We start from the raw sequence: 23,422 nt of genomic DNA on the forward strand, positions 1-23,422 counted from the left end.
GCGGATGCTGCGGCGGGGGTACACGATGATTTCACAAGACCCGCTCGGCTGCGCAACAACGCGCAACCAGGTAACGTGCAATAACCGCTTGAATATCCGCCGCTTCCAATCGATATCCGAACAACGTTAGCTCGGCGGCACCTGCGATTGCCGCCGAGGGTCTGGTGAATTGTTCAAGGCTATCGAAAGGCATTGAGCCAGAACTCGGCGGTTTTCTGGGGTGTTCATCATCGTCGTGTGGTCACCCGGAACGCACACGGCGTGAATGGCTTCAGCACGCAAAACCCTGTCCCATCCCCGCAACGGCGAACTTGCTTTCTGACCTATTGAACCTCGTGCACGACGGCCGCGGACTGGTCCGTTGACATAAAACTGGTTGATCTCGATTCCAAGAGAGGGAGCTTCATACAAGTCCAGTGCCCTTTGGAACTGCGCTGCCTTTTCATACGTCAGAAGAAGGCTTTCCAGATCGCGGTCCTGGGGTATCGCCCCAATTTGCTGTGCCTTTTGAATCAGTTGGCCAATCGAGCTGTTTGCAGCAAAGCGTTCTAAGACCTGGAAACTGTCATCTTCCAAGAATTCCATAGAATCCAGCAGCACTTCCCGTGCCATTTGGGTCGGCGATAAGCTTTGTCGATTTGCAGGTAATGCAGCATCCATGAGGGCCATGAATGACACAGCTTCATTCAGATTCACTAAGTGCTGAGCAATCGCGTAAGTCAAGATTGCCCCTGATGAGTATCCAGCAAAGCGATACGGTCCATGTGGCTGGATCTCTCTAGCTGCTAGCATTACTTCCGCCGCTATTGCCTGAAGAGTGAGTGGACGTTCGTCGTCGAAATGCGGCCATGGCAAAGCATAGACCGGACAGTCGACGTCCATCTCCTTTACAAGGGGAAGGACATAGGAACAATCGCCCAATCCTGTGGGAACAAAGAAGAGAGGTGGCTGTGATCCCGTTTCCAGAACGGAAATCACTTGCGGACTGCTGGGCTGTCGCTTCAAATGAATCTTCGATGCGAGCTCCCTCAGAACAGGGGCTTGGAAGAGGTCGGCAGCGCTAAACGTCAGCCCAGCTTTTTGTGCTCGACTGATCAGCTGCACCGCCAAGAGCGAGTGCCCGCCGAGCGCAAAGAAGTGGTCGTGGCGTCCGACCCGCTCCACACCGAGAAGCTCGGCCCAGATCTGTGCCAGCGTGATCTCGACCTCGCCTTGCGGCGCCTCATAGGCGCGATGCGCATACGCCTCGTCGTCCGGCGCCGGCAGCGCCTTGCGATCGAGCTTGCCATTCACCGTCAGCGGCAGCGCCGCCAGCCGCACGAACGCCGCCGGCACCATGTAGTCCGGCAGGTGCGCACTTATGTGGGCGCGCAACGTGGCGGCCAGCTCAGCTCCAGCGCCGTCCGGCTCCTCCGATTGAGCTTCCGGCGCGCACACCACATAGGCCACCAGCCGCTTCTCGCCGGCACCGTCCTGCTGCGCCACCACCACCGCTTCGCGCACGAACGGGTGTTCGGCAACCCGCGCCGCGATCTCACCGGGCTCGATGCGGAAGCCGCGGATCTTCACCTGGTCATCGTTGCGGCCTAAAAACTCCAGATTGCCGTCCGGCAGGTAGCGTGCAAGGTCGCCAGTGCGGTACAGCCGATCGCCCTCGACAAAGGGACTGGCCATGAACCGCTCCGCGGTCAGCTCGGGCCGGTTCAGGTAGCCGCGCGCCACCCCCGCCCCGCCAATGTAAAGCTCACCCGCCGCGCCGAACGGAACCGGCGCACCGTGTCCATCAAGCAGATACACCCGCGTGTTCGCGATCGGACGGCCGATCGGGACAATGGCGCCATCAAACTCATCCGGACAACTCCACGCTGTCACGTCGATCGCAGCTTCGGTCGGACCGTACAGATTGTGCAGGCCCGTCCAAGGCAAGAGGCGCCGAACCTTATGCACACTGGCGGCAGGAAGCGCCTCGCCGCTGCATAAAACACGCCGCAGCGACGTGCAGCGGTCAACACTCTTCGCATCCATAAAACTGACCAGCATGGATGGCACGAAGTGAACCGTCGTGATGCGCTCGCCGATGATCAAGTCAACCAATGCAGCGGGATCTCTGTGCGCATCCGGGGGCGCCAGCACCAGGGTCGCCCCTTCAAGCAACGTCCAGAAGAACTCCCAGGCCGAAACATCGAAGCCAAATGGTGTCTTCTGCAACACGACATCAGTTGCCTTGAGACCATAGGCGTTTTGCATCCAAATCAAGCGATTGACGATAGCCCGATGCTCATTCTGTGCCCCTTTGGGCGTTCCGGTGGAACCGGAGGTGTAGATCACATAGGCCAGATGGCGTGAGGTCAGGCCGAGCGCGCGCGGGTCCGGATCGGCTGCCGGCAGATTGGCCCATTCCGGCGTCGCCGCCGTCAGATCCACTACCGTCAGATCGAGTAGCGCATCGTCGCCCAGCGCCGATCGTCCCGCCGCATCGGCCAGCAACAGCTGGGGCGCCGCATCCGCAAGCACCTGGTGCAGCCGCGCCGACGGATAGGCTGGATCCAGCGGCAGGTAGGCGCCACCCGCCTTGAGGATTGCCAAAAGCCCGACCACCATCGCCACGCTGCGCGCAACGCAGATCGCCACCGGCTGGTCCGGCGTTACCCCGAGCCCGATCAGATGATGCGCCAGCTGGTTGGCCCGCGCATTGAGCTCGCCATAGCTTACGCGCTGGTCCTGATAGACCACCGCCACCGCATCCGGCGACTTATGCACCTGGGCCTCAAACAGCTCATGGATGCACTGCTGCTCAGGATACGTCACCGCCGTCCGGTTCAGCTCCTCCAGCAGATACGCCCGCTCGTCGGCCGCCAGCAGCTCAATCCGCCCGACCGTTTGCCGCGCATCGGCAACCATCGCCTGCAGCAGCGCCAGCAGATAGCCTCGGTGCCGCTCGATGGTCGCTTGATCGAACAGCGCCGTGGCATAGCCCAGCGTCCCGGCGATGACCTCACCATGCTCGCAAAGGTTCAGCTCCAGATCGAACTTGACCTGATCGAAGCCGTCTGCCGCCGCCTCCACACGCAGCCCAGGAAGGTCGAACGTCCCAGCGGCGTTGTTCTGCCAGGCCAGCATCACCTGGAACAACGGCGTGTGATCAAGACGCCGTGGCGGCTGCACGATCTCCACCACCTGCTCAAACGGCAAGTCCTGATGCTCCTGCGCTCCCAAGGCCGAGCGTCGCGTCCGCGCCAACAGCTCCGCCACGCTCGGCCCGCCCGACAGGTCAAGCCGCAGCGCCAGGGTATTGACGAAGCAGCCGATCAGCTCTTCGACCTCGCGGCGACCGCGATTGGCGCTCGGCACCCCGATCACTAGGTCGTCCTGCCCTGACAGACGCGACAGCAGCGCCGCCCAGGCCGCCAGCACCGTCATGAACAAGGTCGTGTCATGCTGCCGGCTCAGCCGCTTCAGATCCCGCGTCAGATCCGCACCAATCACGACCATCACACTGGCCCCGGCAAACGACTGCTCTGCCGGCCGAGGCCGATCTGTCGGCAAGGCCAAACGGGCCGGCGCGCCAGATAGATTGTTGCGCCAATAGTGCGCCTGGCTCTGCAGCCGCTCGCCCGACAGCCACTGCCGTTGCCAGGCGGCATAGTCCGGATACTGGATTGCAAGCGGCGGCAGCGGATCGCCTTCACCGGCCACGAACGCCCGGTACAGCTGACTGAGTTCACGCACCAACACGCCCAGCGACCAGCCATCCGAGACAATGTGGTGCTGCGTTAGCAGCAAGACATGCTCCTCATCCGAGATCCGGATCAGCCGGCCGCGGATCAGCGGGCCACGCGCCAGATCGAACGGCGTGCGCGCCTCTTCAATGCACAGACCCAATAGCGCCTCGTCCGCATCCGGCCTGTCCCGCACATCGTGCTCCACAACCGGCAGCCCCGCATCCTCCGGCAGCAGCTCCACCCAGGGCTTGCCCTCCGGCGCGACAAACACGCTGCGCAGCGCCTCATGACGCGCCAACACACGGTCAAGGCTGCGCTGCCAGGCGCTGCGGTCGAGTCCACCCTCGAGCCGCCACCCGAGCGGAATGTGATAGTTCGTACTGCTCTGATCCAGCTGCGCCAAAAACCACAGCCGCTGCTGCGCAAACGACAGCACAAGCGGCGCTTCACGCGATACCGGCACAATGGCTGGCAGGTCTTGCGCGCCGGAGCGGCTCAACTCATCCATGATACTCGCGGCCAGATCGGCCAGCACCGGTTTGGCAAACAGCGTGGTCAGCGGCAGTGTGAAGCCAATGGCCAGCGAGACCCGGCTCAACAGCTGCACCGCCAAGAGCGAGTGCCCGCCGAGCGCAAAGAAGTGGTCGTGGCGTCCGACCCGCTCCACACCGAGAAGCTCGGCCCAGATCTGTGCCAGCGTGATCTCGACCTCGCCTTGCGGCGCCTCATAGGCGCGATGCGCATACGCCTCATCGTCCGGCGCCGGCAGCGCCTTGCGATCGAGCTTGCCATTCACCGTCAGCGGCAGCGCCGCCAGCCGCACGAACGCCGCCGGCACCATGTAGTCCGGCAGGTGCGCACTTATGTGGGCACGCAAGGCGCCCGCAAGCTCGCTTCCATCCAACCCGTTCGAAGCTGCTTCCGGCGCGCACACCACATAGCCGACAAGACGCTGCTCGCCGCCGGGGCCCTCGTGCGCCACCACCACCGCCTCGCGCACGTACGGGTGCTCGGCAACCCGCGCCGCAATCTCCCCCGGCTCGATGCGGAAGCCGCGGATCTTCACCTGGTCGTCATTGCGGCCTAAAAACTCCAGATTGCCGTCCGGCAGGTAGCGTGCCAGGTCGCCAGTGCGGTACAGCCGGTCGCCCTCGACAAAGGGACTGGCCATGAACCGCTCCGCGGTCAGCTCGGGCCGGTTCAGGTAGCCGCGCGCCACCCCCGCCCCGCCGATGTAAAGCTCGCCCGCCGCGCCGAACGGAACCGGCGCACCGTGTCCGTCAAGCAGATACACCCGCGTGTTCGCGATCGGACGGCCGATCGTCTCGACGACAGTCTCTCCCCGTCGCATGCAAATCCAGGTCGAGTACGTCGTAGTTTCCGAAGGCGCGTACAGATTGCAGATCTTCTCGACCCGACTGCTCTCGAAAGCCTTCTCTATAAGGTCTGCCTTCAGCCGCTCGCCCGCCAAATTGATGACCCTTGTCGAGGCCGGCACGGCTTTGTTATCGACCAGAGAGGCGATCGCCGAGGGCACTGTGTTGATCAAGGAGACATCCAAGGGCGTCTGCGCCAGCGTCAACGCACTCTCGATAAGATAAAGCGTGCTTCCTTGTGACAGCGGAACGAAGCACTCATAGACGGACAGATCAAAACTGATCGAGGTGGAGAACAGCGTGCGGCTGATCTCTGATGCCGCGAACACGCCGCAGCTCCAATGCAGCAGGTTCACGGTGCTCGCATGCTCAATCCTGACGCCCTTGGGCGTTCCGGTGGATCCGGAGGTGTAGATCACATAGGCCAGATGGCGTGAGGTCAGGCCGAGCGCGCGCGGGTCCGGATCGGCTGCCGGCAGATTGGCCCATTCCGGCGTCGCCGCCGTCAGATCCACTACCGTCAGATCGAGTAGCGCATCGTCGCCCAGCGCCGATCGTCCCGCCGCATCGGCCAGCAACAGCTGCGGCGCCGCATCCGCAAGCACCTGGTGCAGCCGCGCCGACGGATAGGCTGGATCCAGCGGCAGATAGGCGCCACCCGCCTTGAGGATCGCCAAAAGCCCGACCACCATCGCCACGCTGCGCGCAACGCAGATCGCCACCGGCTGGTCCGGCGTTACCCCGAGCCCGATCAGATGACGCGCCAGCTGGTTGGCCCGCGCATTGAGCTCGCCATAGCTTACGCGCTGGTCCTGGTAGACCACCGCCACCGCATCCGGCGCCTGGCGCACCTGGGCCTCAAACAGCTCATGGATGCACTGCTGCTCAGGATACGTCACCGCCGTCCGGTTCAGCTCCTCCAACAGATACGCCCGCTCGTCAGGTGGCAGGATGTCCAGCTCCCGCACCGGCGTGTTCGGCGCCCGCTCCAACGCCTCCGCTAGCTGCGCGAGCGTGTGCTGCATGTAGCCGCAGACCCGATCCGCTGAGACGCCTTCCGCCACCTGCGCCGTCAGCCCGAGCGCCTCGCCAAAATCCTCCACCGACAAGGTCAGCGGATAGTTGGTGATCTCCTCCCCGCCAAGCCATTCCATGCCGGACAGCACATCATCGGCTGCGGAGGCGGAGACCGCCGCCGGCGTGTTGTGGCGGTAGTTCAACAGCGCGCTGAACAGCGGCGCCGGCGCCGCAACGCCGCTGCAGCGTTGCGCCAGCGCCAGCGAGGCATGCTCATGTACGAGCAGCTCGGCCAGCCGCGCGTGGGTGGTCCGCACGCTCGCCTCGACCCCGGTCCCGTCCAGGTCAAGCCGCAGCGGCAGCGTGTTGATGAACAGACCCATCGCGCGGTCGCCACCCGCCCCGCCATGCATGCGGCCGAACAACACCGTGCCGAACACCACCTGCTCGCGGTCGCTGCTGCGCGCCACCACCTGGCCCCAGGCCAGATGGCACAGGCTCGCCAGGCTCACCCCCAGCCGCCGCGCCTGCACCCGCAGCCGCACGTTGAGCGCCTGCGGCAGCATCCGCTGCGCCTCGCGGGTCCCCCTGCCGTCGCCCTGAACCTCGCACAAGCCAAAGGGCGTGCACGGCTCATCGATGTCCCCCAGCAGTCCCCGGAAGAACTCTTCATGCGCGTCTGCACCCACGCCAAGCCGTACCGCCGCCACCAGGTTGCGGAACGGCTGCGGGGCTGCCAGCTCATGCTCGCGTCCCTCCAGCACGGCCCGGACCTCGGTATGCATCAGCTCCAGCGTGGTGTGATCCCCGATCAGATGATGCTGCAGCTCCAGCAGCAGCCAGCGCGCACTGCCGGGCTCGCGCGCGATCACAAACCGCAACAAGGGCGCCCGGCCAAGCTCGATGCGCTGCCGGCGCGGATCAAACCGATCCTTAAGCTGCGCGGCGCCAGGACCGCAAGACCCGTCCAGCTCGACCTCGCTTACCTCCAACGGCGCACGGCGCCACACCACCTGGGCCGGGCGCGACAAGCCTTCCCAGACAAACGACGTCCTCAGGATATCGTGCCGATCCACCACTCGCTGAACCGCGGCAAGATAGCGCTCGAGCAGGTCACGGTCCGCAAACGCCATCCGCGAGACCAGCAGGTACGGATCGCCCTTTGTCGTCAACAGATGATGGAACAGGATGCCGTCCTGCAGCGGCGACAAGCCATAAATGTCCTGGATGTTGCCGACGCCGCCGGGCACCGTGGCGACGATCCGGTCGATCTCGCCCTGCGTCAGCTCAGTCAGCGGCAGCATCTCTGGCGTGATCGCCGGACTCTGTTCGCTGATCAGGTTGGCCGGGACCGCCACCTCGTGATGGCGGCCCAGGCTTGCAGCCAGATCCGCCAGCACCGGCTTGAGGAACAAGGTGCGCACCTCGATGCGCAGTGACCGCCGCCGCAGCCGCTCGATCATCTGCACCGCCAAGAGCGAGTGGCCACCCAGTTCGAAGAAGTGGTCGTGGCGTCCGACCCGCTCCAGCCCCAGCAGCTCGGCCCAGATCTGCGCCAGCGTGATCTCGACCTCGCCTTGCGGCGCCTCATAGGCGCGATGCGCATACGCCTCATCGTCCGGCGCCGGCAGCGCCTTGCGATCGAGCTTGCCATTCACCGTCAGCGGCAGCGCCGCCAGCCGCACGAACGCCGCCGGCACCATGTAGTCCGGCAGGTGCGCACTTATGTGGGCACGCAAGGCGCCCGCAAGCTCGCTTCCATCCAACCCGTTCGAAGCTGCTTCCGGCGCGCACACCACATAGCCGACAAGACGCTGCTCGCCGCCGGGGCCCTCGTGCGCCACCACCACCGCCTCGCGCACGTACGGGTGCTCGGCAACCCGCGCCGCAATCTCCCCCGGCTCGATGCGGAAGCCGCGGATCTTCACCTGGTCGTCGTTGCGGCCCAAAAACTCAAGATTGCCGTCAGGCAGATACCGCCCCAGATCGCCGGTGCGGTACAGCCGGTCGCCGTCGACAAAGGGACTGGCGATGAACCGCTCCGCGGTCAGCTCGGGCCGGTTCAGGTAGTCGCGCGCCACCCCCGCCCCGCCGATGTAAAGCTCACCCACCGCGCCAAACGGAACCGGCGCACCGTGTCCATCAAGCAGATACACACGCGTGTTCGCGATCGGACGGCCGATGGGGACGATGGTCTTATCAAACTCAGCCGGGCAGCTCCAGGATGTAACGTCGATCGCGGCCTCAGTGGGACCGTAGAGATTGTGCAGGGCCGTCCAGGGCAACACGCGCCGAACCCTATGCACACTTGCGGCAGAAAGCGCCTCGCCGCTGCATAGAACACGCCGCAGCGATCTGCAGCGGTCAACACTCTTCGTATCCAGAAAGCTGACCAGCATGGATGGCACGAAGTGAATCGTCGTGATGCGGTGGCTGACGATCAAATCGACCAGTGCATCGGGATCTCTGTGCGCACCGGTGGGCGCCAGTACCAGCGTCGCCCCTTCAAGCAAAGTCCAAAAGAACTCCCAGGCCGAGACATCGAAGCCAAATGGCGTCTTCTGCAACACGACGTCTGTTGCCTTCAGACCATAGGCGTTCTGCATCCAGATAAGGCGATTAACGATAGCCCGATGCTCATTCTGTGCCCCTTTGGGCGTGCCCGTGGATCCCGAGGTGTAGATCACATAGGCGAGATTGCGGGAGGTCAGGCTGAGCACGCGCGGGTCAGCATCCGCTTCCGGGAGGCTGGTCCAGGTCGGCGCTGCAGCATCGAGCTCCACCACGCTCACATTGGCCGGCACATCCGCGCCGAAGGCGGCACGGCCGGCCACATCGGCCAGCAGCAGCAGCGGGGCAGCATCGTCGAGCACCTGATGCAGCCGCGCCAACGGATAGGCCGGGTCCAGCGGCAGATAGGCGCCACCCGCCTTGAGGATCGCCAAAAGCCCGACCACCATCGCCACGCTGCGCGCAACGCCGATCGCCACCGGCTGGTCCGGCCTGACCCCAAGAGCGATCAGGTGATGTGCCAGGCGGTTGGCCCGCGCATTGAGCTCACCATAGCTCAGCCGCTCGTCTTCGCAGACCAGCGCCACCGCATCCGGCGACTTGTGCACCTGCGCCTCGAACAGCTCGTGGATGCACCGCTCCGCAGGATATCTCGCCGCCGTCCGGTTCAGCTCCTCCAGCAGATACGTGCGCTCGGCAGTCGACAGCAGCTCAATCCGGTGGACCGCTTGCTGAGCATCGGCAGCCATCGCCCGCAGCAGCGCCAGGAGATAACCACGCTGCCGCTCGATCGTCGCCTGATCAAACAGCGCCGTTGCATAACCCAGCGTTCCGGCGATCTCCTCGCCATGCTCGCCAAGGCTCAGCTCCAGATCGAACTTGACCTGATCGAACGCCTCCCCGGTAGTTTCGACGCTCAGCCCCGGCAGCTCCAATGACGTAACCGGATTGTTCTCCCAGGCCAGCATCACCTGGAATAATGGCGTGTGATCAAGAGCCCGGGGCGGCTGCACGATCTCCACCACCTGCTCGAACGGCAGGTCCTGATGCTCCTGCGCCGCCAGCACCGTGCGCCGTGTCCGCTCCAGAAGCTCCGACAAGCGCGGCTTGCCCGACAGGTCCAGCCGAAGCGCCAGCGTGTTGACGAAGAACCCGATCAGCCCTTCGATCTCGCGGTAGCCCCGATTGGCGCTCGGCACGCCAATCACAAGATCGTCCTGCCCCGCCAGACGAGACAGCACCGCCGCCCAGGCCGCCAGTAGCGTCATGAACAACGTCGTGCCATGCTGCAGGCTCAGCCGCTTCAGCTCCCGCGTCAATTCCGCATTGACGATGATCGGGACCGTGGCCGCGGCAAACGACTGCTGGGCAGGCCGCGCACGGTCCGTCGGCAAGACAAGACGGGCTGTGCCTGCCAGGGCGCTGTGCCAATATTGCGCCTGCTTCTGCAGCCGTTCCCCTGACAGCCATTGGCGTTGCCAGGCGGCGTAATCCGGATACTGAATCGCAAGCGGCGGCAGAGGATCGTCGTGCCCAGCCTCGAATGCCCGGTAGAGCTGGCTAAGTTCACGCAGCAGCACGCCCATCGACCAGCCGTCGGAGACGATGTGATGCTGAGTCAGCAGGAAGACGTGTTCCTCGTCCGACATCCGCACCAATCGTCCGCGGATCAGCGGACCGCGCGCAAGATCGAATGGCGTGCGCCCCTCTTCATGACGCAGGTCCAAAAGTGCCGCTTCCGCATCCGATCTCTCCCGCAGATCGTGCTCAACTATCGGCAGTCCCGCATCTGGCGGCAGAACCTCAACCCGGGGCTTGCCCTGCCTCGCGACAAACACACTGCGCAGCGCTTCATGGCGCGCAAACAGACGGTCAAGACTGCGCTGCCAGGCGCTGTGGTCGAGCATCCCGCGCAGTCGCAAGGCCAGCGGAATGTGATAATTCGTGCTGCCTTCGTTCAGCTGCGCCAAAAACCATAGCCGCTGCTGCGCAAACGACAGCACAAGCGGCTCATGACGCGACACGGCTGCAATCGACGGCAGCTCTTGCGGACCGGAGCAGCGTAACAGCTCGACGGTGCTCGCTGCCAGGTCACTCAGCACTGGCCTTGCGAACAGCGTCGACAGCGGCAGGTCGACCCCAACCGCCTGTGACAGCCGGCTCGACATCTGCACGGCCAAGAGCGAGTGGCCGCCCAGTTCAAAGAAGTGGTCGCTGCGCCCGATGCGCTCGACACCAAGGAGCTCGGCCCAGATCTGCGCCAGCGCGGTCTCGATCACGCCTTGCGGCGCCTCATAGGCCGACAGCGCATAGGCCTGATCGGCCGGCGCCGGCAGCGCCTTGCGATCGAGCTTGCCATTCACCGTCAGCGGCAGCGCCGCCAGCCGCACAAACGCGCTCGGCACCATGTAGTCCGGCAGCCGCGCACTTAAATGCGCCCGCAAGGCGCCCGCAAGCCCGCCTCCGTCACCCTGGTCCGAGCCGGCCTCGGGCGCGCAGACCACATAGGCGATAAGATGCTTGTCGCCGGCGCCGTTCTGGGCCGCCACCACCACCGCCTCGCGCACGAACGGGTGCTCGGCAACCCGCGCCGCAATCTCGCCCGGCTCGATGCGGAAGCCGCGGATCTTCACCTGATCGTCGTTGCGGCCCAAAAACTCCAGATTGCCGTCCGGCAGATAGCGCGCAAGATCGCCAGTGCGGTACAGCCGGTCGCCCTCGACAAAGGGACTGGCGATGAACCGCTCCGCGGTCAGCTCGGGCCGGTTTAGATACCCCCGTGCTACTCCCGCCCCGCCAATGTAAAGCTCGCCCACCGCGCCGAACGGCACGGGCGCGCCACAGCCATCCAGCAGATACACCCGCGTGTTCGCAATCGGACGCCCGATTGTCTCAACGACAGCCTCTCCCCTTAGTAGGCAGATCCAGGTTGAGTACGTGGTGGTTTCAGAAGGCGCATACAGGTTATAAATCTTCTCTACGCGGCTACTCTCGAAGGCCTGCTCTATGAGGCCCGCCTTCAGCCGCTCACCGCACGAATTGATCACGCTTGCGGAAACCGGCACGGCTTTGTTGTCAACCAGGGCGGCGATCGCCGAGGGCACTGTGTTGATCAAAGAGATATCCAAAGACCTCTCGGCCAGCGCCAGCGCATTCTCGACAAGGTAGAGCGTGCTTCCTTGCGAAAGCGGAACGAAGCACTCATACACGGACAGATCGAAACTGATCGAGGTGGAAAACAGGGTGCGGCTGATCTCTGATGCCGCAAACACGTCGCAGCTCCAATGCAGCAGGTTCACCGTGCTCGCATGCTCAATCATGACGCCCTTGGGCGTTCCGGTGGAACCGGAGGTGTAGATCACATAGGCCAGATGGCGTGAGGTCAGGCCGAGCGCGCGCGGGTCCGGATCGGCTGCCGGCAGATTGGCCCATTCCGGCGTCGCCGCCGTCAGATCCACTACCGTCAGATCGAGTAGCGCATCGTCGCCCAGCGCCGATCGTCCCGCCGCATCGGCCAGCAACAGCTGGGGCGCCGCATCCGCAAGCACCTGGTGCAGCCGCGCCGACGGATAGGCTGGATCCAGCGGCAGGTAGGCGCCACCCGCCTTGAGGATTGCCAAAAGCCCGACCACCATCGCCACGCTGCGCGCAACGCAGATCGCCACCGGCTGGTCCGGCGTTACCCCGAGCCCGATCAGATGATGCGCCAGCTGGTTGGCCCGCGCATTGAGCTCGCCATAGCTTACGCGCTGGTCCTGATAGACCACCGCCACCGCATCCGGCGACTTATGCACCTGGGCCTCAAACAGCTCATGGATGCACTGCTGCTCAGGATACGTCACCGCCGTCCGGTTCAGCTCCTCCAGCAGATACGCCCGCTCGTCGGCCGCCAGCAGCTCAATCCGCCCGACCGTTTGCCGCGCATCGGCAACCATCGCCTGCAGCAGCGCCAGCAGATAGCCTCGGTGCCGCTCGATGGTCGCTTGATCGAACAGCGCCGTGGCATAGCCCAGCGTCCCGGCGATGACCTCACCATGCTCGCAAAGGTTCAGCTCCAGATCGAACTTGACCTGATCGAAGCCGTCTGCCGCCGCCTCCACACGCAGCCCAGGAAGGTCGAACGTCCCAGCGGCGTTGTTCTGCCAGGCCAGCATCACCTGGAACAACGGCGTGTGATCAAGACGCCGTGGCGGCTGCACGATCTCCACCACCTGCTCAAACGGCAAGTCCTGATGCTCCTGCGCTCCCAAGGCCGAGCGTCGCGTCCGCGCCAACAGCTCCGCCACGCTCGGCCCGCCCGACAGGTCAAGCCGCAGCGCCAGGGTATTGACGAAGCAGCCGATCAGCTCTTCGACCTCGCGGCGACCGCGATTGGCGCTCGGCACCCCGATCACTAGGTCGTCCTGCCCTGACAGACGCGACAGCAGCGCCGCCCAGGCCGCCAGCACCGTCATGAACAAGGTCGTGTCATGCTGCCGGCTCAGCCGCTTCAGATCCCGCGTCAGATCCGCACCAATCACGACCATCACACTGGCCCCGGCAAACGACTGCTCTGCCGGCCGAGGCCGATCTGTCGGCAAGGCCAAACGGGCCGGCGCGCCAGATAGATTGTTGCGCCAATAGTGCGCCTGGCTCTGCAGCCGCTCGCCCGACAGCCACTGCCGTTGCCAGGCGGCATAGTCCGGATACTGGATTGCAAGCGGCGGCAGCGGATCGCCTTCACCGGCCACGAACGCCCGGTACAGCTGACTGAGTTCACGCACCAACACGCCCAGCGACCAGCCATCCGAGACAATGTGGTGCTGCGTTAGCAGCAAGACATGCTCCTCATCCGAGATCCGGATCAGCCGGCCGCGGATCAGCGGGCCACGCGCCAGATCGAACGGCGTGCGCGCCTCTTCAATGCACAGACCCAATAGCGCCTCGTCCGCATCCGGCCTGTCCCGCACATCGTGCTCCACAACCGGCAGCCCCGCATCCTCCGGCAGCAGCTCCACCCAGGGCTTGCCCTCCGGCGCGACAAACACGCTGCGCAGCGCCTCATGACGCGCCAACACACGGTCAAGGCTGCGCTGCCAGGCGCTGCGGTCGAGTCCACCCTCGAGCCGCCACCCGAGCGGAATGTGATAGTTCGTACTGCTCTGATCCAGCTGCGCCAAAAACCACAGCCGCTGCTGCGCAAACGACAGCACAAGCGGCGCTTCACGCGATACCGGCACAATGGCTGGCAGGTCTTGCGCGCCGGAGCGGCTCAACTCATCCATGATACTCGCGGCCAGATCGGCCAGCACCGGTTTGGCAAACAGCGTGGTCAGCGGCAGTGTGAAGCCAATGGCCAGCGAGACCCGGCTCAACAGCTGCACCGCCAAGAGCGAGTGCCCGCCGAGCGCAAAGAAGTGGTCGTGGCGTCCGACCCGCTCCAGCCCCAGCAGCTCGGCCCAGATCTGCGCCAGCGTGATCTCGACCTCGCCTTGCGGCGCCTCATAGGCGCGATGCGCATACGCCTCATCGTCCGGCGCCGGCAGCGCCTTGCGATCGAGCTTGCCATTCACCGTCAGCGGCAGCGCCGCCAGCCGCACGAACGCCGCCGGCACCATGTAGTCCGGCAGGTGCGCACTTATGTGGGCACGCAAGGCGCCCGCAAGCTCGCTTCCATCCAACCCGTTCGAAGCTGCTTCCGGCGCGCACACCACATAGCCGACAAGACGCTGCTCGCCGCCGGGGCCCTCGTGCGCCACCACCACCGCCTCGCGCACGTACGGGTGCTCGGCAACCCGCGCCGCAATCTCCCCCGGCTCGATGCGGAAGCCGCGGATCTTCACCTGGTCGTCATTGCGGCCTAAAAACTCCAGATTGCCGTCCGGCAGGTAGCGTGCCAGGTCGCCAGTGCGGTACAGCCGGTCGCCCTCGACAAAGGGACTGGCCATGAACCGCTCCGCGGTCAGCTCGGGCCGGTTCAGGTAGCCGCGCGCCACCCCCGCCCCGCCAATGTAAAGCTCACCCGCCGCGCCGAACGGAACCGGCGCACCGTGTCCATCAAGCAGATACACCCGCGTGTTCGCGATCGGACGGCCGATCGGGACAATGGCGCCATCAAACTCATCCGGACAACTCCACGCTGTCACGTCGATCGCAGCTTCGGTCGGACCGTACAGATTGTGCAGGCCCGTCCAAGGCAAGAGGCGCCGAACCTTATGCACACTGGCGGCAGGAAGCGCCTCGCCGCTGCATAAAACACGCCGCAGCGACGTGCAGCGGTTAACACTCTTCGCATCCAGAAAACTGACCAGCATGGATGGCACGAAGTGAACCGTCGTGATGCGGTGGCTGACGATCAAGTCGACCAGTGCATCGGGATCTCTGTGCGCACCGGTGGGCGCCAGTACCAGCGTCGCCCCTTCAAGCAACGTCCAGAAGAACTCCCAGGCCGAGACATCGAAGCCAAATGGTGTCTTCTGCAACACGACATCAGTTGCCTTGAGACCATAGGCGTTTTGCATCCAAATCAAGCGATTGACGATAGCCCGATGCTCATTCTGTGCTCCCTTGGGCGTTCCGGTGGATCCGGAGGTGTAGATCACATAGGCCAGATGGCGTGAGGTCAGGCCGAGCGCGCGCGGGTCCGGATCGGCTGCCGGCAGATTGGCCCATTCCGGCGTCGCCGCCGTCAGATCCACTACCGTCAGATCGAGTAGCGCATCGTCGCCCAGCGCCGATCGTCCCGCCGCATCGGCCAGCAACAGCTGGGGCGCCGCATCCGCAAGCGCCTGGTGCAGCCGCGCCGACGGATAGGCTGGATCCAGCGGCAGGTAGGCGCCACCCGCCTTGAGGATCGCCAAAAGCCCGACCACCATCGCCACGCTGCGCGCAACGCAGATCGCCACCGGCTGGTCCGGCGTTACCCCGAGCCCGATCAGATGACGCGCCAGCTGGTTGGCCCGCGCATTGAGCTCGCCATAGCTTACGCGCTGGTCCTGGTAGACCACCGCCACCGCATCCGGCGCCTGGCGCACCTGGGCCTCAAACAGCTCATGGATGCACTGCTGCTCAGGATACGTCACCGCCGTCCGGTTCAGCTCCTCCAACAGATACGCCCGCTCGTCAGGTGGCAGGATGTCCAGCTCCCGCACCGGCGTGTTCGGCGCCCGCTCCAACGCCTCCGCTAGCTGCGCGAGCGTGTGCTGCATGTAGCCGCAGACCCGATCCGCTGAGACGCCTTCCGCCACCTGCGCCGTCAGCCCGAGCGCCTCGCCAAAATCCTCCACCGACAAGGTCAGCGGATAGTTGGTGATCTCCTCCCCGCCAAGCCATTCCATGCCGGACAGCACATCATCGGCTGCGGAGGCGGAGACCGCCGCCGGCGTGTTGTGGCGGTAGTTCAACAGCGCGCTGAACAGTGGCGCCGGCGCCGCAACGCCGCTGCAGCGTTGCGCCAGCGCCAGCGAGGCATGCTCATGTACGAGCAGCTCGGCCAGCCGCGCGTGGGTGGTCCGCACGCTCGCCTCGACCCCGGTCCCGTCCAGGTCAAGCCGCAGCGGCAGCGTGTTGATGAACAGACCCATCGCGCGGTCGCCACCCGCCCCGCCATGCATGCGGCCGAACAACACCGTGCCGAACACCACCTGCTCGCGGTCGCTGCTGCGCGCCACCACCTGGCCCCAGGCCAGATGGCACAGGCTCGCCAGGCTCACCCCCAGCCGCCGCGCCTGCACCCGCAGCCGCACGTTGAGCGCCTGCGGCAGCATCCGCTGCGCCTCGCGGGTCCCCCTGCCGTCGCCCTGAACCTCGCACAAGCCAAAGGGCGTGCACGGCTCATCGATGTCCCCCAGCAGTCCCCGGAAGAACTCTTCATGCGCGTCTGCACCCACGCCAAGCCGTACCGCCGCCACCAGGTTGCGGAACGGCTGCGGGGCTGCCAGCTCATGCTCGCGTCCCTCCAGCACGGCCCGGACCTCGGTATGCATCAGCTCCAGCGTGGTGTGATCCCCGATCAGATGATGCTGCAGCTCCAGCAGCAGCCAGCGCGCACTGCCGGGCTCGCGCGCGATCACAAACCGCAACAAGGGCGCCCGGCCAAGCTCGATGCGCTGCCGGCGCGGATCAAACCGATCCTTAAGCTGCGCGGCGCCAGGACCGCAAGACCCGTCCAGCTCGACCTCGCTTACCTCCAACGGCGCACGGCGCCACACCACCTGGGCCGGGCGCGACAAGCCTTCCCAGACAAACGACGTCCTCAGGATATCGTGCCGATCCACCACTCGCTGAACCGCGGCAAGATAGCGCTCGAGCAGGTCACGGTCCGCAAACGCCATCCGCGAGACCAGCAGGTACGGATCGCCCTTTGTCGTCAACAGATGATGGAACAGGATGCCGTCCTGCAGCGGCGACAAGCCATAAATGTCCTGGATGTTGCCGACGCCGCCGGGCACCGTGGCGACGATCCGGTCGATCTCGCCCTGCGTCAGCTCAGTCAGCGGCAGCATCTCTGGCGTGATCGCCGGACTCTGTTCGCTGATCAGGTTGGCCGGGACCGCCACCTCGTGATGGCGGCCCAGGCTTGCAGCCAGATCCGCCAGCACCGGCTTGAGGAACAAGGTGCGCACCTCGATGCGCAGTGACCGCCGCCGCAGCCGCTCGATCATCTGCACCGCCAAGAGCGAGTGGCCACCCAGTTCGAAGAAGTGGTCGTGGCGTCCGACCCGCTCCAGCCCCAGCAGCTCGGCCCAGATCTGCGCCAGCGTGATCTCGACCTCGCCTTGCGGCGCCTCATAGGCACGATGCGCATACGCCTCATCGTCCGGCGCCGGCAGCGCCTTGCGATCGAGCTTGCCATTCACCGTCAGCGGCAGCGCCGCCAGCCGCACGAACGCCGCCGGCACCATGTAATCCGGCAGGTGCGCGCCCACATGCGCGCGCAACGTGACGGCCAACTCAGCTCCAGCGCCATCCGGCTCCTCCGATTGAGCTTCCGGCGCGCACACCACATAGGCCACCAGCCGCTTCTCGCCGGCACCGGCCTGCTGCGCCACCACCACCGCATCGCGCACGAACGGGTGCTCGGCAATCCGCGCCGCAATCTCCCCCGGCTCGATGCGGAAGCCGCGGATCTTCACCTGGTCATCGTTGCGGCCCAAAAACTCCAGATTGCCGTCCGGCAGGTAGCGTGCAAGGTCGCCAGTGCGGTACAGCCGATCGCCCTCGACAAAGGGACTGGCCATGAACCGCTCCGCGGTCAGCTCGGGCCGGTTCAGGTAGCCGCGCGCCACCCCCGCCCCGCCGATGTAAAGCTCACCCACCGCGCCAAACGGAACCGGCGCACCGTGTCTGTCCAGAAGATAGACTACCGAATTTCGAATTGGTCGGCCCAGCGGCACTCGTTGCTGGTCATCGAAGCCAGCAGGCACCGGATAGCAGAGACTGAAGGTGGTGTTCTCTGTCGGGCCGTAGGCATTTGAGATCCGCAGAGTCGCATGTCGCTTCTGGCATGCTCTGACGGAAGTGACGGAGACCTCTTCGCCTCCGACCAGCAGTTGCTGCAGCCCATCAGTGCCGCGCCCCTCTGCGGTATACGTATCGAACAACCGGGCAGTCATCCAGGCGATGGTGATGCCTTGATCTTGGATGATCTGGGCCAGCCTTGCCGTCGAGAGGTAGCGTTCAGGATAGAGCACAACACTCGCACCGTTGGCTAAGGCCCCCCAGAGCTCGAACGTGGTCGCGTCGAATGTCGGCGAGGATGCGTTGAGAAAGACGTCCTGCGGCGAGATCTCGACGAAGTCGTTCCCCGCCACTAGACGCGCTAGGCTCCGATGCTCGACCATGACGCCCTTGGGCGTTCCGGTGGATCCGGAGGTGTAGATCACATAGGCCAGATGGCGTGAGGTCAGGCCGAGCGCGCGCGGGTCCGGATCGGCTGCCGGCAGATTGGCCCATTCCGGCGTCGCCGCCGCCAGATCCACTACCGTCAGATCGAGTAGCGCATCGTCGCCCAGCGCCGATCGTCCCGCCGCATCGGCCAGCAACAGCTGCGGCGCCGCATCCGCAAGCACCTGGTGCAGCCGCGCCGACGGATAGGCTGGATCCAGCGGCAGATAGGCGCCACCCGCCTTGAGGATCGCCAAAAGCCCGACCACCATCGCCACGCTGCGCGCAACGCAGATCGCCACCGGCTGGTCCGGCGTTACCCCGAGCCCGATCAGATGACGCGCCAGCTGGTTGGCCCGCGCATTGAGCTCGCCATAGCTTACGCGCTGGTCCTGGTAGACCACCGCCACCGCATCCGGCGCCTGGCGCACCTGGGCCTCAAACAGCTCATGGATGCACTGCTGCTCAGGATACGTCACCGCCGTCCGGTTCAGCTCCTCCAACAGATACGCCCGCTCGTCAGGTGGCAGGATGTCCAGCTCCCGCACCGGCGTGTTCGGCGCCCGCTCCAACGCCTCCGCTAGCTGCGCGAGCGTGTGCTGCATGTAGCCGCAGACCCGATCCGCTGAGACGCCTTCCGCCACCTGCGCCGTCAGCCCGAGCGCCTCGCCAAAATCCTCCACCGACAAGGTCAGCGGATAGTTGGTGATCTCCTCCCCGCCAAGCCATTCCATGCCGGACAGCACATCATCGGCTGCGGAGGCGGAGACCGCCGCCGGCGTGTTGTGGCGGTAGTTCAACAGCGCGCTGAACAGCGGCGCCGGCGCCGCAACGCCGCTGCAGCGTTGCGCCAGCGCCAGCGAGGCATGCTCATGTACGAGCAGCTCGGCCAGCCGCGCGTGGGTGGTCCGCACGCTCGCCTCGACCCCGGTCCCGTCCAGGTCAAGCCGCAGCGGCAGCGTGTTGATGAACAGACCCATCGCGCGGTCGCCACCCGCCCCGCCATGCATGCGGCCGAACAACACCGTGCCGAACACCACCTGCTCGCGGTCGCTGCTGCGCGCCACCACCTGGCCCCAGGCCAGATGGCACAGGCTCGCCAGGCTCACCCCCAGCCGCCGCGCCTGCACCCGCAGCCGCACGTTGAGCGCCTGCGGCAGCATCCGCTGCGCCTCGCGGGTCCCCCTGCCGTCGCCCTGAACCTCGCACAAGCCAAAGGGCGTGCACGGCTCATCGATGTCCCCCAGCAGTCCCCGGAAGAACTCTTCATGCGCGTCTGCACCCACGCCAAGCCGTACCGCCGCCACCAGGTTGCGGAACGGCTGCGGGGCTGCCAGCTCATGCTCGCGTCCCTCCAGCACGGCCCGGACCTCGGTATGCATCAGCTCCAGCGTGGTGTGATCCCCGATCAGATGATGCTGCAGCTCCAGCAGCAGCCAGCGCGCACTGCCGGGCTCGCGCGCGATCACAAACCGCAACAAGGGCGCCCGGCCAAGCTCGATGCGCTGCCGGCGCGGATCAAACCGATCCTTAAGCTGCGCGGCGCCAGGACCGCAAGACCCGTCCAGCTCGACCTCGCTTACCTCCAACGGCGCACGGCGCCACACCACCTGGGCCGGGCGCGACAAGCCTTCCCAGACAAACGACGTCCTCAGGATATCGTGCCGATCCACCACTCGCTGAACCGCGGCAAGATAGCGCTCGAGCAGGTCACGGTCCGCAAACGCCATCCGCGAGACCAGCAGGTACGGATCGCCCTTTGTCGTCAACAGATGATGGAACAGGATGCCGTCCTGCAGCGGCGACAAGCCATAAATGTCCTGGATGTTGCCGACGCCGCCGGGCACCGTGGCGACGATCCGGTCGATCTCGCCCTGCGTCAGCTCAGTCAGCGGCAGCATCTCTGGCGTGATCGCCGGACTCTGTTCGCTGATCAGGTTGGCCGGGACCGCCACCTCGTGATGGCGGCCCAGGCTTGCAGCCAGATCCGCCAGCACCGGCTTGAGGAACAAGGTGCGCACCTCGATGCGCAGTGACCGCCGCCGCAGCCGCTCGATCATCTGCACCGCCAAGAGCGAGTGGCCACCCAGTTCGAAGAAGTGGTCGTGGCGTCCGACCCGCTCCAGCCCCAGCAGCTCGGCCCAGATCTGCGCCAGCGTGATCTCGACCTCGCCTTGCGGCGCCTCATAGGCACGATGCGCATACGCCTCATCGTCCGGCGCCGGCAGCGCCTTGCGATCGAGCTTGCCATTCACCGTCAGCGGCAGCGCCGCCAGCCGCACGAACGCCGCCGGCACCATGTAATCCGGCAGGTGCGCGCCCACATGCGCGCGCAACGTGACGGCCAACTCAGCTCCAGCGCCGTCCGGCTCCTCCGATTGAGCTTCCGGCGCGCACACCACATAGGCCACCAGCCGCTTCTCGCCGGCACCGGCCTGCTGCGCCACCACCACCGCATCGCGCACGAACGGGTGCTCGGCAATCCGCGCCGCAATCTCCCCCGGCTCGATGCGGAAGCCGCGGATCTTCACCTGGTCATCGTTGCGGCCCAAAAACTCCAGATTGCCGTCCGGCAGGTAGCGTGCAAGGTCGCCAGTGCGGTACAGACGATCGCCCTCGACAAAGGGACTGGCCATGAACCGCTCCGCGGTCAGCTCGGGCCGGTTCAGGTAGCCGCGCGCCACCCCCGCCCCGCCAATGTAAAGCTCACCCGCCGCGCCGAACGGAACCGGCGCACCGTGTCCATCAAGCAGATACACCCGCGTGTTCGCGATCGGACGGCCGATGGGGAGTCGTCGGACTGTCTGATCAATGGCGGTGATCTCGCAGACCGTCGCAAAGGTCGACGTCTCAGTTGAACCGTAGCAGTGCAAGAGATGTTGCGGTCGGCTTTGGCTCAAAACCCGGGCCACGGCCGCCGCATCAACCGCGCCACCACCAACTAGCAGAAACCGCAAACTCGCCAGCACCGGGCCCAACTCATCAACGCTCCGGCTGAACAACCCGGCAGTCAAATGCAGGACGGTGATGCGGTGCCGCCGAACCAGAGTGCGCAGCACCTCGGGCTGCAGTACAGCCGTGTGTGGAATCACAGTTAGGCTGGAACCGTGCAGCAGTGGCGCCCAAACTTCCAGCGTACTGATGCTAAACGCGGGATTGCCTACCCAGGCCACGCGATCACTCGAGGTGAACTCCGCATAGCCGTTGTTGATGACGAGACGGTTGACAGCACGATGAGGAACAACCACGGCCTTCGGAAGGCCGGTCGACCCGGAGGTGTACATCACGTAGGCCGGAGCCTCGGCGGTCAATGCCAGGCCAGGATCGGTACTACACCCTGTTCCAGCCATGATCGGCTCAATGGCCAGAATAGGAATCGGAATCTCAAACCCGCCCTCATTCTCGTCACCTACCAGGATGAGGCGCACAGCACAGTCGGTCATAATCCAGCTTTGTCGCCCAACTGGAACGCCCCGATCAATCGGTACATAGAGCCCGCCCGCCTTCAGAACTGCTAGTTGTGCGACGACAAGAGCAATGCCTCGATCAAGCACTATCGCAACGCGGTCGCCCGGCTTCATCCCATGCGCGATGAGTTGATATGCGAGCCGGTTCGCCCGAGTATTGAGCTCGCCATATTTTAAGCGCGCGTCAGCATGGACCACGGCTACCGCATCCGGCGCCTTGCGCACCTGCGCCTCGAACAGCTCATGGATACACCGTTCCGAAGGATAAGGCGTCGCCGTCGGGTTCAACTCCTCCAAGAGGTAGGTGCGTTCATCGGACGACAGCAGCCCGATGCACCTTAACGACTGCTGCGCATCGGTCATCACAGCACACAACAAATTCTGCAAATGCTGTGTCATACGCTCGATCTGATTGGACTCGAGGCGACTTGCATCAAAGTGCCATCGGAAGCTCCCATCCAGAGCGCAAATCTCAAGCGTTACCAACTCACCGGAGCGAGCTATCTCAGAACTGGAGCTCGAAACCGACTCTTCAGCAGCAGAACAGCTCTCTTCCGTAACCGTAACGCCAACCGGCCAGGGACGGCGCAATCGTAGCGCCTCCACATCGCGCAACGACGGGCATCGCGCAATAAGATCCCGCGCAAAGGTATCCTGCGCGTTCAGCTGAGCGAATTCGGCCGCGACCGCCGTGCGCGCCTCTGCGAAATTGTTATCGAGGTCGATGGTAATGGCCATCGGCACGACAGATGCGACAAGCACCTCGAGCGCATTCACGCTGGCTCGCGATCCATTTGCCACGGGAGTCCATCCCAGTTGAAGCTCTGCTTCGCCCGTGATGCGGGCGAGATAGACCACCCAAGCAGTTAGCAAGAATTCCGCGCGATCACTGGGAGATAGCTCAGCCAACGCACCCGGCATGAGCCAAGCGGTCGATTGCCATATCGCCGGAGCCTTGCCTTTTAACGACGAAAACGGAAGCTGAACTATCTTGAACTGCTCTAGTCGGCGTCGCCAGAACTCTTCACGAGATGCCAACAATTCATGAGCAACTGTTGTGCTCCGCGCCTCAGCTTCGCTTAGGATCGGTAGGCGGTTGCCTATATCCATGCCGGAATTCCTAGCCAGTGGCCGCGCATCCACCGGCCGACCATCTTAACCGTCGAACCAAACATCAACATCCTCGTACCCGTCGCCACATGCCAATTGCCGGGTGATTTTAAGGAGAGAGAGCCCACCCATAAGCCCGAGCGGTTAGACGACACCTCCAAGCACCTGACTGCGACAACAGCCTTCACACATAGAACGATTGGAATGATACGACCTAGAGTCCAGGCGGTCGTTGTTCCCCGAGAGATCCGGCGCGGGTCGATCGCATCGTAGTGCAGCTCGCTACATCCGGACGTCGACGTTCGGGAAACTCGCGTCGGCGTATCTAGCGCCTGCGGACAGGCACTGAGCTCCT

Annotated in this window: 1 protein-coding gene; it reads right to left on the minus strand. The window is 64.8% G+C overall.

Translation table 11 applies throughout. The annotated features are described in order from the left end of the window. Window positions 1–126 precede the first annotated feature (126 nt). Window positions 127–23,067: a non-ribosomal peptide synthase/polyketide synthase gene (locus QA645_RS40940; RefSeq protein ID WP_349253162.1), complete on the minus strand. Its 22,941-nt coding sequence runs from the start codon at window positions 23,065–23,067 to the stop codon at window positions 127–129. Between the last annotated feature and the right edge of the window lie 355 nt (window positions 23,068–23,422).

The sequence above is a fragment of the Bradyrhizobium sp. CIAT3101 genome, from assembly GCF_029714945.1.
Lineage (GTDB): Bacteria > Pseudomonadota > Alphaproteobacteria > Rhizobiales > Xanthobacteraceae > Bradyrhizobium.

Coding starts and splice junctions, on each gene's coding strand:
- QA645_RS40940 (WP_349253162.1), bottom strand. CDS start 23,067: ATGGATATAGGCAACCGCCTACCGATCCTAAGCGAAGCTGAGGCGCGG.